The sequence below is a fragment of the Geomonas sp. RF6 genome, from assembly GCF_021044625.1.
Taxonomy (GTDB): Bacteria; Desulfobacterota; Desulfuromonadia; order Geobacterales; family Geobacteraceae; genus RF6.
Window position 1 is genome coordinate 4707185 of the sequence record NZ_CP087999.1, and the last position, 15299, is coordinate 4722483.

The window sequence follows — 15299 nt, forward strand, 5'->3', positions numbered from 1 at the left end:
TGTCATGAGCGATAGCGGACAGCGAAATACCAACGAATACTGTAGGACCGGAGGGAGTCATGTGTGTTGCACTCATAGGGGGAATTGACCGCATAGGGAAGCATTATCTCGAGGAAGGGGCACATGCGGGGGTCGAACTGAGGGTCTTCAGCCAAAGCGAGGTAAATCTCGTTTCCAAGCTGAAGCACGTCGATGCCATGGTGGTCTTCACCAACAAGGTCTCGCATCGGGCGAAGATCGAGGCGATGAAAGCCGCGAAGGCAAACGGGATCCCGGTCCTGCTGCGACATTCCTGCGGCGTTTGCACCTTGCGCGAGTGCCTCGATTGCTTCAAAAACAACGCTGCCTGCGCAGCCTAAAGGGAAGAGTTTATAGGTAAGGCGCCCTCTCCGCTGCTGGCGAACCGGCAGGGCGCCGGTTCACCCCCTTAAGGATGTAGTTAATCTAGATGGAGCAGCTGATAGCGCTGCAGTTCCTCGCGGGTCCAGAGGGAGAGCCCGGCGCGGGGGCCGACAGTTTCAAGGGCGATGATCACGTCGGGGTTGTCGAAGGAGATACGGGCGGGCATCCCCGCCATCTGGAGAGCCTCAAGAAGATAGGTGTCGAGAAAGCGCTCCTCGTCCATCGTGGAGAGCTTTCCCTTGAAGCCGCGGCGATGCATCCGCAGGTGAAATCTCTTCCCTTCCAGAGACGGCAACCAGGCCGTCACCGCGTTGCGGGCCTTCTGTTCGAAATCCATCGGTGACTGGAAGGTGAAGGTCTGCAGCACGGGCATCAGGCGTGCGATCGCATGCAACTTCGCAGGTTCCCGCGCAGCCTCCTCCGTGATGGCGTCGAGGAGGCGCCGCGGGTCCTCCACGCGCATCAGGAGCACGTTGAAAAAATCACTCTTCGCTACCGGCCCGTAAGGCTCAAGAACCCTCCGGGCGTGGTTGTACCCCCCTTCGTAGACCGTCACCACAACGTTCCAGTCATTCATGTCATCCTCCAGATATCTGTGGCAGGGAACGCTACTTCCCCGCGAGTCGTGTCAGGCCTCTTTGCCAAAGAGCGCGTCCACCCGCGCCGCGCAGATGAAGTCGTTTTCCGAGAGCCCCCTCACCGCATGGGTGGTGTAGCGGACCAGGCATGAGCGATACGAGACCTCCAGGTCCGGGTGATGCCCCTCGGCGTGCGCGATCCAGGCAATCGCATTCACAAAGGCGATGGTCTGGTAGTAGTTCTTGAAGTCGTATTTCTTGGAAATGCCCTTCTCCCCCAACTCCCATCCGGAAAGTTTCGAAAGGAGGCGCTGCGCCTCCTCGAGCCCCAGGGGCGCCCCACCTTCTTCGCATGGAGTGCAGTGCTTCTGCGAGAGATCGCACACTTCATTTCCCACTGGCAATCCTCCTTGGACGGCAGGCTCGCCGGCCGCCGGCCGCTCGAATCGGTACCACACTTCACTATACCATGCGATGCCGACGCCACACGTGTCGTGGGCATGACTTCTAAGCCCTGCCAAAAGCAGGCGTAACTACGCCACTTTTCCTCGGCAGCACGCTTGGAGCTGCATGTACCGTTGCTGAAAAAAGGGGTGTGACTTTTTGTTAATTAACCCTGAGGAGGTCTGTACGGGGCACTCTTTCGCGGAGCCGCTCCCAGCGAAGCTTCAGGCATTTCCCCTCAGGCCGGGTTTGCGAAAATGACTGCGCCCTTTTCCAAGGCAGATCTTATTTTAAATTTTTATGGAGAAACCGTGATGTTCCCTGTGATACCATGCCTCAAGTTGATCCGCCTAATGTTTACCCTACTCTACTATTCCCCATTAAATCTGATACAATCAAAGGCTGATACAGCAACTGGAGCATTATGGAAACGGCCAGAAAGCTATTACATTTTGTAAAGCCTGATTCAAACCTTCCTTTCCGCCAGGACAACGAGAAGCAAATCAACAGGCAACGCCTGATTAACCGTCTGAACTATGTTAACTTTCAGGACGGCACAGTTCTCGTCAACTTCAAACACAAGAGATACTTTCAAAATGTAACGCTCGAAGCAAAGCCGCAGCCCTGTGAAGATGACACCCTGCACTGTTACTGGGTTGATACAGAAGACATAGAGAAAAAACTTAAATCAAGCAACTTCGAAAATCTCTTCATTGTAGACGGCCACAAGCTGGTAGTTATCGAGCCGACGGTCGTCAAGGTCGACGCAACCGGTATCACAGTACGACTCCCGGAGACGGGGCGGGAGCTGAGCTACCGCAAGATGAGAAGGCACCAGTGCAGCGGTATTTCGGTGCAGCTCTCCCAGAACAGCGCCGTCTTTACGGGAACCCTCGCCGACTTCAACGCCGTCCACTTCCGCGTCGACCTGCAGGCCAAGCCCCCCCAGACATTCCAGTGGATCGACCACGAGTCCCCGGTGGTGGTCTCATTTTCCGACGGGAAGGAAACGTACTACTCAGCAATCTGCCACATCGTGAAGCAGTCGCACGGGGCGCGTGAGCGCAGCTTCGTGCTTGAGCCGGACGGGCAGCACAAGCCGCGGTTCCGCACCAAGGCCTACCGCTCGACGCGCCAGCAGCTCCTCCCCTCCCCCAACGTCGTCTTCGATCATCCCCTCACCGACAAGATCGTCGACCTGAAGATCGTCGATATCTCCGGCACCGGCTTCTCCGTCGAGGAGAGCGTGGAGAACTCCGTGCTCGTCCCGGGGCTCGTGGTGCCGGAGGCGGAGCTCAACTTCGGGAACAGCTTCGCGACCCGCTGCAGGGTGCAGGTGGTGTTCAGGAAGGTCATCGAGGAAGAGGACGTGGTGCGCTGCGGCCTGGCCATTCTGGACATGGACGTACAGGATCACGTGAACCTCCTCTCCCTGCTGTACCAGGTGCACGAGCGGAACTCCTACCTGAACAACCGGGTGGACATGGACAAGCTGTGGCAGTTCTTCTTCGAGACCGGATTCATTTACCCCAAGAAATACGCCTTCATCAAGGCGAACAAGGCCAAATTCAGAAGCCTCTACGAGAAGCTCTACACGGCGAGCCCGCGTATCGCGCGTCACTTCATCTACCAGGACAAGGGATCGATTCTCGGCCACATGGCCATGGTGCGCTTCTACGAGAACGCCTGGCTCATTCACCACCACGCCGCGAGCAAGGTGGAGTCGAACCGCGCCGGGCTCGTGGTGCTGAACCAGATCGGCCGCTTCATAAACGATTCGCACAGGCTCCATTCGATCCACCTCGATTACGTCTTTTGCTACTACCGTCCGGACAACAAGTTCCCGCACCGCGTCTTCGGCGGCGTGGCGAGGCATCTGAAAGACCCGCAGGCGAGTTCCCTCGATCCGATGGCCTACCTCCATGTGCAGCGCGACGAGAATGCGGCGCCCGCCGAGGAGAGCGAGGAGTGGCAGCTTACTCCCGCCACCCACGAAGACCTGCGCGAGCTCTCCCGCTTCTACGAAAACCACTCCGGCGGACTGATGATCGACGCCCTCGACCTGCACCCCAATGATTCGGCGGACGAGGACATTGCCCGCGAGTACGCAGCGATCGACTTCAAGAGGGAGAGACACCTCCTGTCGCTGAGAAAAAAGGGGGGGCACCTCCTTGCGGTGGTGACGGTCGTTCTCTCGGACGTCGGCCTCAACATGTCGGATCTCACCAACTGTATAAAGGTCTTCGTGCTGGACCAGGAAGAGCTCTCCAAGGAGCTGCTGCAACCGGTGCTGAAGCAACTGGTGCACAAGTTCGAGCAGGAGGAGATGCCGGTCCTCCTCTACCCCGCCGCATACGCCGACGCCCAGGAGATCGAGTACGAAAAGACGTACAACCTCTGGGTGCTCAGCATGAACCACACGGACGAGTACTTCTCCTATCTGGACCGCCTGATCAAGACGGTGAAGCACTAGCCATCCCCCTCGCATAGCGCTTGACTCCACAGGCGTAGTCGGCTACGTTGCCATGCAATCATATTCTCCTGCCCTTTCACCGAGGGGCGGGAGTTTTTTTGCCTGCTGTAGTCAATGGAGGTGGCGAGTGTACGAGGACATCTACGAGGAGAAGATCATCCGGGGGGAGCCGCTCCCCTTCCAACTCCCCGGCTGGATCGCCTGTGCTCCCTTTGAGGAGTACCTCGGCATGAAGATCGAGGAAGCACGGGAGGGGAAGGCGCTTTTGAGCATGCCGTTCCAGGCAAAGCTCGCCCAGGGGAAGGGGCTTATGCATGGCGGAGCTATCACCGCCCTTGCCGACACGGCGGTCGCCATGGCGATAAAGAGTCTACTCCCGGAAGGGACCCACTTCGTCACCATGAGCCTCGCCCTCAAATTTCACGCACCTGTTACCGGCGGCACCGTCCGTGCCGTCGCGACGACGAGCATGAAGGACGAGCGGACGATAGAAGGGGTCGCCGAGGTCTTCGACGAGAACGACGTGAAGGCCGCGACCTTCACTTCACTCTTCAGGGTAAAGCGGGGGGGATGATCCTGGCTCGTCGGCATTTGCCGGGGAAGTACCTATCCCCTACAATCTTGGTGTGCCCGAGGAAAAAAGGAGCTCACCATGCCACACCCCGACACAAACATCATTCTCATCGGCATGCCCGGCTCGGGGAAGAGCACGGTCGGCGTCGTGCTGGCAAAGCGGATCTCCCGCAACTTCGTCGACACCGATGTCGTCATCCAGACCGCCATCGGGCGAACTCTGCAATCGGTCGTCGACAACGAGGGGTACCTCGAGCTGCGCAAGATCGAAGAGAAGATCCTGGTCGGCCTCTCCTGCCGCGGCCACGTCATCGCCACCGGAGGGAGCGCGGTGTACAGCGATGCCGCCATGACACATCTTAAACGGAACGGCCTGGCGGTCTTTCTCGACGTACGCCTGGCCACCCTGAAAGCGCGAGTCCGCGACTACACCACCAGAGGGCTCGCAAAACGCCCCGATCAGACCATCGACGACCTCTTTGCCGAGCGCTTCGCCCTCTACACCAGGTACGCAGACCTCACAGTCCACTGTGACGCCCTGACGCACGAGGAGGTGTGCAAGCAGATAGAAGATCTCCTCGCCGCCCCCCCCTCCCCCCTCACCCGGACAATGTAGCCAATGTACCAATGTAGGCCGGAATAAGCGCAGCGTTTCCGGCAGATCCCGGCAGCTCCATCGGCTGGCGCCTTCCACCAGAATGCAAGACCATGTAGGCCGGAATAAGCGGAGCGTTTCCGGCAGACCTCGCCAGCTCCATCGGCTGGCGCCGACGCCGGGAACGCCTGGGCTTATCCCGGCCTACATCCACACACCGCAAAACATCCTCGCCCCCTCCTTTTCCGCAACCATCTGTCAGGATTTCACCGCGATTGCTCCACATTAAATATCTGCTATAAATTCATGGCGACAAGGCTTCGATGGCACGAAAGGTGCCCACACTCATGCGGGGGGACTCATGCAGAGACGACATACACTTCGGCTCGCCATCATACTTTTACTCGCCACCCTCACCCCTGCTCATGCCGAGCCGGGGAAACAGATCCCCGGCGCCGAGAAGACCACAAGGACAAAGGCGCTCGAAGCAGGAGCAAAGCTCATCCAGGAGAGGTCTCCACTGAAGGCGATGAGCATGTACCTGAACGGCTTCCACTTCCATTCCGGCGACATGACCCACCAGATGACCGCGTACCACTACTGCTCGGGGCTGAGCGAAGAACTGACGCAGTGCGTCCTCTATGACGGAAACGACAAGAACTCACGCCTCATCGGCATTGAATACATCGTGAGCGAACGCCTCTTCGGCACCCTGCCGGAGGAGGAGCGAAAGCTCTGGCACAGCCACAGATACGAGGTGAAGTCGGGGACGCTGGTAGCTCCGGGTATACCTCTTGCCGTCGAGCACCAGCTGATGGAGAAGATCGTAAGCACCTACGGAAAGACGTGGCATACCTGGGAGTCGGCGTACGATCCCCTGCCGCTCGGCATACCGATATTGATGATGGGATTTACAGCGGACGGGCAGATGAAGCCGCAGGTTATGCAGGAAAGGGACCGGCTCCTCAAGGTCGACTCTGCGGAGCACAAGAAGAACAGGGCGGACATCCCGACGCCGAAGCCGGTGCCGGGGGCGGACGCGTGGCAGAACGGTCCCGCGCCGCAGGTGACACTTACAGAAGGGAGAAGGAAGCGGACAGGAGATTTAGTCGTTCCTGCCCGGAAGGTGGAAGCCGGCAAATAGGGAAAGAGAGAGTCAGTGCTCCTCCTGCCAAGGGAGGGGGAGCCCGGCTTCCCTCAGCATCATCTCTGCCGCGAGATCGGCGATAGAGAGGACCTCAGGATGCTTGATGGCATAGAAAATCTTCAGCCCCTCGCGGCTGCGGCTCAGAATGCCGGCGGCAAGCATGAGGTTCAGGTGGCGGTGCACCGGGTATTGTTCCTCACCGATCGCTGAGGAGATGTCGCAGACGCTCCGTTCCCCGTCACGCAGGCACTCGATGATCTTCAGGCGGGTCGGTTGTCCCAGGGCGTTCAGGATGTCGGCCCGCCACTCGATCAGGTCGTTCATTGCAACTCCTTCCAAAACACGAGATGGCGTCGGCTCTGACGCCTTCTTCAGGTCGGGATAATTAGCATGTTTGCGCTGCGAGATCATCCTTTTTCTTGGCCACGCCCGGAATACAAACTTTTATTTATTACAGTTTTCTCTACCACCTTCCTCCCCTCTCCCCTCGTTCAAGGTTCATCAGCGCGGCGCCCGGAAGAGCAAATCGCCTTGTCCCCCCTTTGCGAAGGTTCATCCGGGAATTCCGGGAATGGAGCCCGGTCTCTTCCGTTGAGGTGAGGGGACACTAGTGGCGCCGCACTGGAGCACAGGCTTCCCAGCCTGTACCGCGGCGCCAGCCGCGCGGTCTGTGCCGGCTGCGCCGCCATCGCAGGGCGTTCCCCGGAATTCCCGGAAGACACTTTGCGAAGGGGGGGCAGGGGGGATTTGATCTTCAAGTCTCCTCCAGAAGTGCCAGCCCGGTAACAGTACATCTGGGTCGTCGAACAACAGTGCTGCGGCATCTAAAAATCAACGACATAGGCCCCCACCAGTTCTTTGAAAGTGGACTCAAGGAAAGTGCTTGAGACTACAGCAGTTGCGCACTTTGCAGGACGCTTCCGGCCAAGTCAAATCCCCCCTGTCCCCCCTTCGCAAAGGGGGGAACGCGAGGCCTCGTGCGGTGCTTCGTGGCACTGGCCCCACGCTGCCCCGGAATTCTCGGATGAGCCTTCGCAACGGAGGGAACGCTGGTTCGCGTACAGCGCTTATGGCAACGTACTCCGGCTCCCTGAATTTCCGGGTGCAAAGCAGGAACGCGTGTCCCTGATTCCATATCACTCCGGCAATACCGGCCCTTCCCCCGGTCCGACGGACTCGACGCGCGGGACGACGGTGCCGAAGAGCTGCTGTGCGAGGGAGCGGACGTCCTCGGCGGTGACCGCTTCGAGTGCCTCGAGAGAAAACGCTATCGGTTCCGGAGCACCCAGTATCGACACGTTGTTGGAGATGCGCCTCATCTGGATCTCGCAGTCGTCCAGCGCCATCAGCCGGTTGCACCGCAGCTGCTCTTTTGCGTCACGCAGCGTATCCTCCCCCACCATCTCATCGCACAGCTTCATGATCTCCCCATGGGAGACCTTCACCGCCTCCTCCGCGCGCTCAGGGCCGGTTGCAGCGTAGATCAGGAGTGCCCCGGTATCGCTGTAGAACTGCAGATGCGAGTACACCGAGTAGGCCAGCGAGCGCCGCTCGCGTACCTCGCGGAAAAGCCTCGAGTTCATCCCGGATCCGAGAATCTGGTTCAGCACCGCGAGTGCGTGACGCTGCGCGCTCCCGGCAGGGGGAATCGGGTATCCCATGTAGAACTGCGTCTGCTCCATGGGGCGGGTGTGATGCGCCTTCTGCCGCAGGGCCGGCTGCCACGCGGGGTGGGAGGGGCGCGACGGGAGGGCTCCGACCGGGAGCTGGCCCAGGAGGCGCTCAGCAAGCTCCACGATCGGTGCATGCTCCACGTTTCCCGCCACCGACACGATTGTGCCGTTGGCAAGGTAGTTGATGAGCTTGTGCGCCACCAGCCGGTCGCGCGCGATGGAGCTTATGGTTTCGGCGGTGCCAAGGATCGGAAGCCCCACCGGGTGCCCGATCCAGTACCCCTGGTGGAACTGGTTGTACAGGAAGCGGTTCGGGTTGTCGAAGTTCATGGAGATTTCCTGCAGCACGACGCCGCGCTCCTTGTCGACCTCCTTGGTGGGAAAGGACGCGTTGACGTACATGTCCGCCAGGATCTCGAAGACCTGAGGGATGGTGGAAGCGAGGCACACGGCGTAGTAGAAGACTTCCTCCTGGCTCGTGTAGGCGTTGGCACGCGCGCCGAGGGCGTTGAATTCGTCCATGATCCTGTCTGCACTGCGCTTTTCCGTCCCCTTGAAGAGAAGATGCTCTATGAAGTGGGAGGCGCCGCCGGTGTCGGGCTCCTCGTTTCTCGTGCTGCTCTCTATGCGGATCCCGATGGCGGCGCCCTGCATGTTCACCTGCTGCGTCGCGACGCGGATGCCGTTTGAGAGGGTCGTCATCTGCACGTCCGGTAACCTCGGTGTTGTCATGGTTGCTCCTTGTCTATATCCGAATCCCTCTCACGAAAGGAGAAGGAGCGGGTCACGCTGGGTTAGATCAGGCTGTCTCAGCCTCCGGAGATGAAGTCCTTTGCTTTAATGATACCGCGTCAGAGGTGCTGCGTGCCACCGTTATCAAAGATCGCCTTTCGCGCTGCAGCCTGATGCCGTCCCGTGACTTGCATTAAAAGCAAAAGTTTCCTCCCCTGCGGTCGATAAGGAGTGCACCGGGTAACCCGGATTCTTCCTGAGGGATGGGCTTCATGACAAGAGAGCCGAGACTGGAAAAGAGAGCATTTCTTCTGCGGATCGTCCGCACTCTGCTGATCGTCTCCGGCGTTGCCGCTGCGTACTACGTCACCGGGCGCGCCATCGTAGCCCTCGGCGCCCCCCCAAACGGAGCGATAACGACCGTGTGGCTCCCCTCCGGGATCACCGTTGCGGCGCTCCTCCGTTTCGGGAGGTGGCCTGCCGCAGGCGCCTTCATCGGCTCACTTGCCCTGGACTGCAGGATGGGGACGCCCCTCACCGCCGGAATACTGGTGGCGATCGCCAACTCCGGGAGCGAATACCTCTGCTACAAGATGATGACCGGGGGCGCCAGCGCCTTGCGCAGGCTCGAAATAAGGAGCGTTGCGCGTCTTCTGATCGGTTCCCTCGTTGCCTCGTTACTTTCCGCTGCAATTGGTGTCACCGCCTACGTCTCATTCGGGGTCATCCCCGCTCCTCTCTACCTCTCGCTCCTGATCACCTGGTTCGGCTCCTGCGCTGTCGGCATCGTGCTGGTGGCCCCCTTTCTGATCTGCACCCTTGATGACTGGTCCGCGGCCGCCGGTGGAGTCCGCCGCCTCGAGTTCGCAGCCACCCTCGCGGCACTCGCCTGTGCAGCGTTTCTGTGGCAGGGGCCGACGCTCTCCCACGAGGCGCATGAACCGCTGGTCGTCGCGGTACTGATCCTCTTCTTGTGGATTGCCTACCGCTTCCCGACAACCGCCATGGCAGGCGCCGTCTTTCTCTTTGCAACAGCAACGGTCGGTGGAGCGGTCCTGCGCGTCGCAAAGGAACCGCAGGAGACCGCCTTCATCGCCATCTTCGGGCTGCAGCTCATACTCGCCGGAGTCGCCGTCTTCGGCTACCTCCTTGCCTCCCTCGTGTCGGCCCAGAGACGCGCCACCGAGGGGGTGCGCCTGGCGGCAAAGGTGTACGAGACCACAAGCGAAGGTATCGTCGTCACCACCCCGGAAGGCGCAATAATCGACGCCAACAGCGCCTTTGAGCAGATCACGGGGTATCCGCGCGCCGAAGTGCTCGGGCAGCATCCGAGCTTCCTGAGATCCGACCGGCACCCTATGGAGTTCTACAAGTCACAGGTGCACGCGCTCCTCACCCTCGGCGAGTGGCAGGGGGAAGTATGGTACCGACGCGCCGACGGCACCCTCTTCCCCGGATGGATGTCCCTTACGGCCGTGCGCGACGCAAAGGGGACGATAACCGAGTTTGTCGGCATCCTCTCCGACATAACGGAGTTGAGAGAGGCGCAGACAAAACTCCTGGACAGCGCCCGGCACGCGGGGATGGCCGAGATCGCCACGAATATGCTGCACAACATAGGAAACGTGCTAAACAGCGTCAACGTCTCTGCGGGGAGCTTGCAGGCGCGGGTGCACGCCTCGAAAGTGGCGGGTCTCACGAAAGCAAGCACGATGCTGAAGGCGAATGCGGAGCGCCTCCCGGACTTTCTTCTCAATGACCCAAAAGGGAAGCTCCTCCCGGACTACCTGGAGAAGCTCGCCACGACACTCTCGGCGGAGCAGCAAGAGATACTCGAAGAGGTGGGGAGGATTTCGAGGAGCATCGACCACATAAAGGATATCGTGGCGACCCAGCAATCGTATGCGGGAGCCTCCACGCTGGTTGAGATGGTGCAGGTCCGCACCCTCCTGGAGGACGCGCTACGCATGAACGCGGAGTCGCTGACAAGGCACACGGTCACGGTGGTGAGGGATTTTCGCGACGTCCCGGAGATCCCCCTCGACAAGGCGCGCATCATGATGATCCTCGTCAATCTGATCCGCAACGCAAAGCACGCCATGGGGAAGGTTACCGACCGGGAGCAGATCCTGACGCTGCGGCTGCGCCTGGCGGAGAAGGAGGGGGGGCGCGCCTTGCAGATTGCAGTGCAGGACGTCGGTGAAGGGATCTGCGAGGAGAACCTGACCCGCATCTTCGCCCACGGTTTCACCACGAAAAAGGACGGGCACGGCTTCGGGCTGCACAGCTGCGCCCTTGCCGCCAGCGAGATGGGGGGGACCCTGACCGCAGTAAGCGCCGGTCCGGGACGGGGTGCCACCTTTACCCTGGAATTACCGGTGCAGGTGTAAGGGGCGCTAGGCAGGTTCATCCAGAAATGCCGGGGGAGCGTAAGTACATTGCCACGAAGCACTGCAGAACGCCTAACGTCCCCCCCTTCGCAAAGGGGGGGACGCGAGGCCTCGTGCGGCCTTCATTGAAACATACTACGGCTTCCCCGGAATTCTCGGAAGAGCCTTCATGAAGGGGGGAACCTGATGCCGGGCCTTTTCCACTTAGAGGACTGCACAAACGCCTCGTCCCCTGAGTGTCGCACCTATAACGCATTACCCGGAGAGGGCGTTCCGGATCTGCCTGATCTCCTCCACCACCTCCGGATTTGCAAGAGTGGTGACGTCTCCAGGATCTTCTCCGTTGGAGAGCGCGGCGAGCACCCGGCGCATGATCTTTCCGGAGCGGGTCTTCGGCATGTCCGGCACCATTATGACCTGCTTCGGGCGTGCAAATGGCCCTATCTCCGCCGTCACAGCCGCGGTCACCCGCTGCCTCACATCCTCGCCAGGGGTAAACCCGGGCTTTAGCGACACGTAGAGCTCCGGCATCCTCCCCTTTATCTCATCCGCCACCGGCACGACGGCGGCTTCCGCGACTTCGGCGACACTGAGCGCGGCGGACTCTATTTCCTTCGCACCGAGCCGGTGCCCAGCCACATTGATGACGTCGTCTATCCGCCCGAGGATGCGGTAATACCCGTCCTCCCCCTGCATGGCGCCGTCCCCGGACATGTAGGGCCAGTCTCGCCAGTCCGTGCTCTCGGGGTCACGGCAATAGCGGGCATAGTACTGCGCGACGAAGCGCCCGGGATCCTTCCAGATCGTCTGGAAGCACCCCGGCCAGGGGTTGCTGATGCAGATATTCCCGGCCCGCCCCGATCCCTCCGGGATCTCCCGCCCTTCGTCGTCGAGGATCACCGGATAGATCCCCGGCATGGCAGGCCCCGTGCTCCCCGGCTTCATCGGGTGGATCGCCGGCATGGTGCTGGTCAGAAATCCGCCTGTCTCGGTCTGCCACCAGGTGTCGACGATGACCGCCTCCCCTTTCCCCACGACATCGTGATACCAGCGCCACACCTCCGGCTCGATCGCCTCCCCTACCGTTGTCATGAGCTTGAAGTGGTAGTCGTACTTCGCCGGCTCGTCTGGCCCTGCCCGGCGCAGCCCGCGAATCGCCGTCGGCGAGGTGTGGAAGATGTTCACGTCGAGCTCCTGTGCGATGCGCCACGGCCGCCCGGCATCCGGCCAGGTCGGCAGCCCTTCGTAGATCACCACCGACGCCGCCAGCGCCAGGGGGCCGTAGACGATGTAGGAGTGACCGGTGATCCAGCCGATATCCGCCATGCACCAGTAGACGTCCTCCGGATGTATGTCCTCCACGTACTTCGCGGTCCCGGTGACGTAGGAGAGATACCCCCCGGTACTGTGCTGGCATCCCTTCGGGCGGCCGGTGGTGCCGCTGGTGTACATCAGAAAGAGAGGGTCTTCCGCCGCGCTCTCCTCCGGCTTGACGCGGCAGCCATGGTACCCCTTCAGCATCTCGTTCACCAGGCAGTCGCGCCCCTCGACCAGCGGCGCCTTGCTGGAGTAGCGACCGGGATAGCGCTCCCACACAAGCACCTTTTCGATGCGCTGGCCTCCGTTTTCGGCCAGTTCCACCGCCTGGTCTGCACCTGCCTTGTGATCGAGGAGCCTCCCCCCACGGTAGTAGGCATCCATGGTGATGAGGACGCTGCTGCCGGCGTCGATGATCCGGTCGGCGAGGCTTTTTGCGCTGTAGCCGCTGAAAACCTGGGAGTGGATCGCGCCGATGCGGGCGCAGGCGAGCATGGCGATCGGCAGCTCCGCCACCATCGGGAGGTGCAGCGTCACGCGGTCCCCCTTCTTCACCCTCGCCACTTCCCTGAGCAGGGTGGCAAACTCGTTCACCCGGTACGACAGCTCCTGGTACGTCACATGGTGAATCGGTTCGTCCTCCGGCTCTGGCACGAAGTGCAGGGCCGCCTTGTTCTTGAAGCGCGCGAGATGCCGGTCGATGCAGTTGTAACTCGCGTTCAGCCTTCCCCCGACGAACCAGCGCCAGAAAGGGGGGTGGCTGCTGTCGAGGACCGTGTCCCAGCGCCGGTACCAGTCGAGAAGCTCTGCGTACTCCGCAAAGCAGGCCGGAAACCTCTCCGGTGCAAAGCGCTCGTATATCGCCGGGTCCGCCAGATTCGCCTGTTTTATGAAGGGGACCGGTGGCTGGTAGTACTCCTCTTCCTGCCAGTGAACCGCTATCTCCGCTTCCGATACCCGTTCATCCCTTGCTGTCTTCATGGTTCTCTCCTCCTTTACCGTCATGCAAACGGGCGGCAGATGCGGACGTCAGAACTCCCCGTGCGGCATGTAGGGTGTAGGCCGGGACAAGCCGCACGCCATCCCGGCGGTGAATGCCATTTCTCAAGGAATGCGGAACTCGTACGTGTCGCCATGGGTGAGGTAGAGAACCTTCCCTTCCAGTCCCGCTACCCTGACCGCTATCACAAACGCTTCCAGCGACGACTTGAACACCCGGTAGTCGTTGTAATGTATCGGGATATTCTTGTCGGCGTTGATGATGCGGATCGCCTTGATCCCTTCCTCCGCATCCATCGTCACCAGGACGCCCAGAATTCGCGTTCCGCCGAGGTGAAAGAGCCCAAGGTTCACTTTCGGGTACCTGTGGGGTATCTCCATCAAGTGCTCGCCGACCAGAGTGTCGCCGGAGATGTAGAGGCGGAAGGTGGGCTCACCCTCGCCGCTCCCCCATTCGAGCATGCTCCCCATGACCGGTGGCAGGAGAGAATTCACCACCCCCGGCCCGTGCCGCCCTGGCATCGACGTCACCCTCAGCCAGCGATCCCCTTGAGACAGAACCGCCTCGTCCCAGGTCCCAAGGCCGATCGTCCTCCTGAAGCCGCGCTGCCCCAGCACCCTCGCCGCATGCACCGTCGTCACTATCGGAAGATCCTTCGAAAGCTTCGCCTGTGCGATGTGGTCCCAATGGTCGCCGTGCAGATGCGACAGGAGACAGACATCGAGGGGGGGGAGGTCTTCTATTTCGCGAGCGGGGTTGGTTCGGCGACGGGAGGTGAGACCGTATCCGAGATGGGCGTGGTCACCTGCATGGAGGAAATTGGGATCAGTAAGGATGGTGAAACCACCACCAGTGATGAGGGTGGTCGCTGTTCCGATAAAAAAAATGGAGCCAAGGTTCGGGTCGTCACTGCCGGGTGAAGATAACACCTCCACCCTATGAGATGTAACCACTGCCGCCTCCGTGCTGCTGCAAACGCGACTGCCTGTCGTTGTTAATAAGAGTTTACCATGGCAGTACCTTGGCACCTGCATCGGAGATGCTCAGGAAAGAGATGGCTCCTTTGGCAGGAGGATCTCCGGGCGGCCGCACGGACAGGACGGGCGAGATATGAACGACACGGAGCATGAGGGGGGAGTTGCATGGTTTGATGTTCTGTTGACATCGGTCAAAGAAAGGAAGGCAGCGTCGGGCGTATAGTCGAACCATGACAGCCGCAGCAGATGGCGGACGAAAACATTGACGAAGAGGTTGAAGATGGGGCGACTAACTGACGATTTGAAAAAGGACCACGCGGACATTGCAGCGATGCTGGAGCAGGTGAAAGAGGCAAGGAGTTCCCACAAGGACGTGCACAAGATACTCCTCTCCGCCCGGAACTCGCTTCTGAACCACCTGCGCAAAGAGGACGCGCATCTCTACCCCCTCCTCAACGCCGCAGCCCAGAAGGACCCGGCACTGAAGAAACTCCTCGACCACTACACGAGGGACATGGAAGAAATCACCCGGAATGCGGTTACTTTCTTCGACACCTATACGCCGTCAGGGACGGAGCACAATATCGATTTTGCGGTTGCGTTCGGGAAGCTTTATGCGGCGATCGCGCGAAGGCTGCGCAGTGAAGAAGGCACTATCTATCGAGAGTATGACAAGCTGTGCCCGTAGTCAGGAAGGAATAGGTGCAGTAGTCGTTGAGCGGGGTGCGACAGGGAATTCCAGGATGAAGGAACGAGCGCTTATTCCGCCCGACATTGGCTACACAGCATCTATGTAGGCCGGGATAAGCCGGAGGCGTTCCCGGCGGTCCACACGAACCTATGCGGGAATCCCACGCTGTCCCAAAAGCTCGACAAGGTAGGCGGCGCAGTCGCCATGGCACAATGCCACCTTATGCCGGAAACGCTACGCTTATTCCGGCCTACATGGCTACACAGCATTCCTGTAGGACGGGGTAAGCCGGAGGCGTTCCCGGCGG

General features: G+C 60.4%; 13 protein-coding genes. 7 read left to right on the forward strand and 6 right to left on the reverse strand.

The features are described from left to right. Positions 1 to 59 precede the first annotated feature (59 nt). The gene (locus LPW11_RS20040; protein ID WP_230995635.1) at positions 60 to 359 is read left to right on the forward strand and encodes a DUF2325 domain-containing protein; all 300 of its coding nucleotides are present in this window, start codon (positions 60 to 62) and stop codon (positions 357 to 359) included. Between the two features lie 80 nt (positions 360 to 439). On the opposite strand, the gene LPW11_RS20045 is transcribed toward LPW11_RS20040, so the two are convergent. Then, positions 440 to 979, reverse strand: a complete 540-nt coding sequence (locus LPW11_RS20045; RefSeq protein ID WP_230995636.1) for a THUMP domain-containing protein — start codon at positions 977 to 979, stop codon at positions 440 to 442. 51 nt (positions 980 to 1030) lie between these two features. Further along, positions 1031 to 1378: a 4a-hydroxytetrahydrobiopterin dehydratase gene (locus LPW11_RS20050; RefSeq protein ID WP_230995637.1), complete on the reverse strand. Its 348-nt coding sequence runs from the start codon at positions 1376 to 1378 to the stop codon at positions 1031 to 1033. 470 nt (positions 1379 to 1848) lie between these two features. On the opposite strand from LPW11_RS20050, the gene LPW11_RS20055 reads away from it, so the two are divergent. The 4 genes from LPW11_RS20055 to LPW11_RS20070 all read left to right on the forward strand — a co-directional run bounded on the left by LPW11_RS20055 (position 1849) and on the right by LPW11_RS20070 (position 6209). Beyond that, positions 1849 to 3897, forward strand: coding sequence for a PilZ domain-containing protein (locus tag LPW11_RS20055; RefSeq protein ID WP_230995638.1), 2049 nt, complete (start codon positions 1849 to 1851; stop codon positions 3895 to 3897). A 127-nt stretch (positions 3898 to 4024) separates the two neighbouring features. Next, positions 4025 to 4471: a PaaI family thioesterase gene (locus tag LPW11_RS20060; RefSeq protein ID WP_230995639.1), complete on the forward strand. Its 447-nt coding sequence runs from the start codon at positions 4025 to 4027 to the stop codon at positions 4469 to 4471. 78 nt (positions 4472 to 4549) lie between these two features. After that, positions 4550 to 5086 carry a shikimate kinase gene (locus LPW11_RS20065; protein ID WP_230995640.1) on the forward strand — a complete coding sequence of 179 codons (537 nt, stop codon included), beginning with the start codon at positions 4550 to 4552 and terminating at the stop codon, positions 5084 to 5086. A 340-nt stretch (positions 5087 to 5426) separates the two neighbouring features. Then, complete coding sequence (locus LPW11_RS20070) at positions 5427 to 6209, forward strand: OBAP family protein (protein WP_230995641.1); 783 nt, start codon at positions 5427 to 5429, stop codon at positions 6207 to 6209. 12 nt (positions 6210 to 6221) lie between these two features. Here LPW11_RS20070 and LPW11_RS20075 read toward each other — a convergent pair whose 3' ends face one another. Continuing rightward, positions 6222 to 6536: an ArsR/SmtB family transcription factor gene (locus LPW11_RS20075; RefSeq protein WP_230995642.1), complete on the reverse strand. Its 315-nt coding sequence runs from the start codon at positions 6534 to 6536 to the stop codon at positions 6222 to 6224. Between the two features lie 812 nt (positions 6537 to 7348). Then, the gene (locus LPW11_RS20080) at positions 7349 to 8617 is read right to left on the reverse strand and encodes a M16 family metallopeptidase (protein WP_230995643.1); all 1269 of its coding nucleotides are present in this window, start codon (positions 8615 to 8617) and stop codon (positions 7349 to 7351) included. A gap of 272 nt (positions 8618 to 8889) precedes the next feature. Here LPW11_RS20080 and LPW11_RS20085 point away from each other — a divergent pair, with 272 nt between their 5' ends. Next, entirely contained in the window at positions 8890 to 11007 is a 2118-nt protein-coding gene (locus LPW11_RS20085) for a PAS domain S-box protein (RefSeq protein ID WP_230995644.1), read from the forward strand. Positions 11008 to 11262: 255 nt separating this feature from the next. Here LPW11_RS20085 and acs read toward each other — a convergent pair whose 3' ends face one another. Next, entirely contained in the window at positions 11263 to 13305 is a 2043-nt protein-coding gene (gene acs, locus LPW11_RS20090; protein WP_230995645.1) for an acetate--CoA ligase, read from the reverse strand. Positions 13306 to 13428: 123 nt separating this feature from the next. After that, a complete protein-coding gene (locus LPW11_RS20095) occupies positions 13429 to 14277 on the reverse strand; it encodes an MBL fold metallo-hydrolase (protein WP_230995646.1) in 849 nt (282 codons plus the stop codon). 304 nt (positions 14278 to 14581) lie between these two features. On the opposite strand from LPW11_RS20095, the gene LPW11_RS20100 reads away from it, so the two are divergent. Beyond that, entirely contained in the window at positions 14582 to 14989 is a 408-nt protein-coding gene (locus tag LPW11_RS20100) for a hemerythrin domain-containing protein (RefSeq protein WP_230995647.1), read from the forward strand. Positions 14990 to 15299: the final 310 nt, after the last annotated feature.

Bases quoted from the DNA above. Each gene is read 5' to 3' on its own strand.
- LPW11_RS20040 (WP_230995635.1), top strand. From the start codon at position 60: ATGTGTGTTGCACTCATAGGGGGAATTGACCGCATAGGGAAGCATTAT.
- LPW11_RS20045 (WP_230995636.1), bottom strand. From the start codon at position 979: ATGAATGACTGGAACGTTGTGGTGACGGTCTACGAAGGGGGGTACAAC.
- LPW11_RS20055 (WP_230995638.1), top strand. From the start codon at position 1,849: ATGGAAACGGCCAGAAAGCTATTACATTTTGTAAAGCCTGATTCAAAC.
- LPW11_RS20065 (WP_230995640.1), top strand. From the start codon at position 4,550: ATGCCACACCCCGACACAAACATCATTCTCATCGGCATGCCCGGCTCG.
- LPW11_RS20070 (WP_230995641.1), top strand. From the start codon at position 5,427: ATGCAGAGACGACATACACTTCGGCTCGCCATCATACTTTTACTCGCC.
- LPW11_RS20075 (WP_230995642.1), bottom strand. From the start codon at position 6,536: ATGAACGACCTGATCGAGTGGCGGGCCGACATCCTGAACGCCCTGGGA.
- LPW11_RS20080 (WP_230995643.1), bottom strand. From the start codon at position 8,617: ATGACAACACCGAGGTTACCGGACGTGCAGATGACGACCCTCTCAAAC.
- LPW11_RS20085 (WP_230995644.1), top strand. From the start codon at position 8,890: ATGACAAGAGAGCCGAGACTGGAAAAGAGAGCATTTCTTCTGCGGATC.
- acs (WP_230995645.1), bottom strand. From the start codon at position 13,305: ATGAAGACAGCAAGGGATGAACGGGTATCGGAAGCGGAGATAGCGGTT.
- LPW11_RS20100 (WP_230995647.1), top strand. From the start codon at position 14,582: ATGGGGCGACTAACTGACGATTTGAAAAAGGACCACGCGGACATTGCA.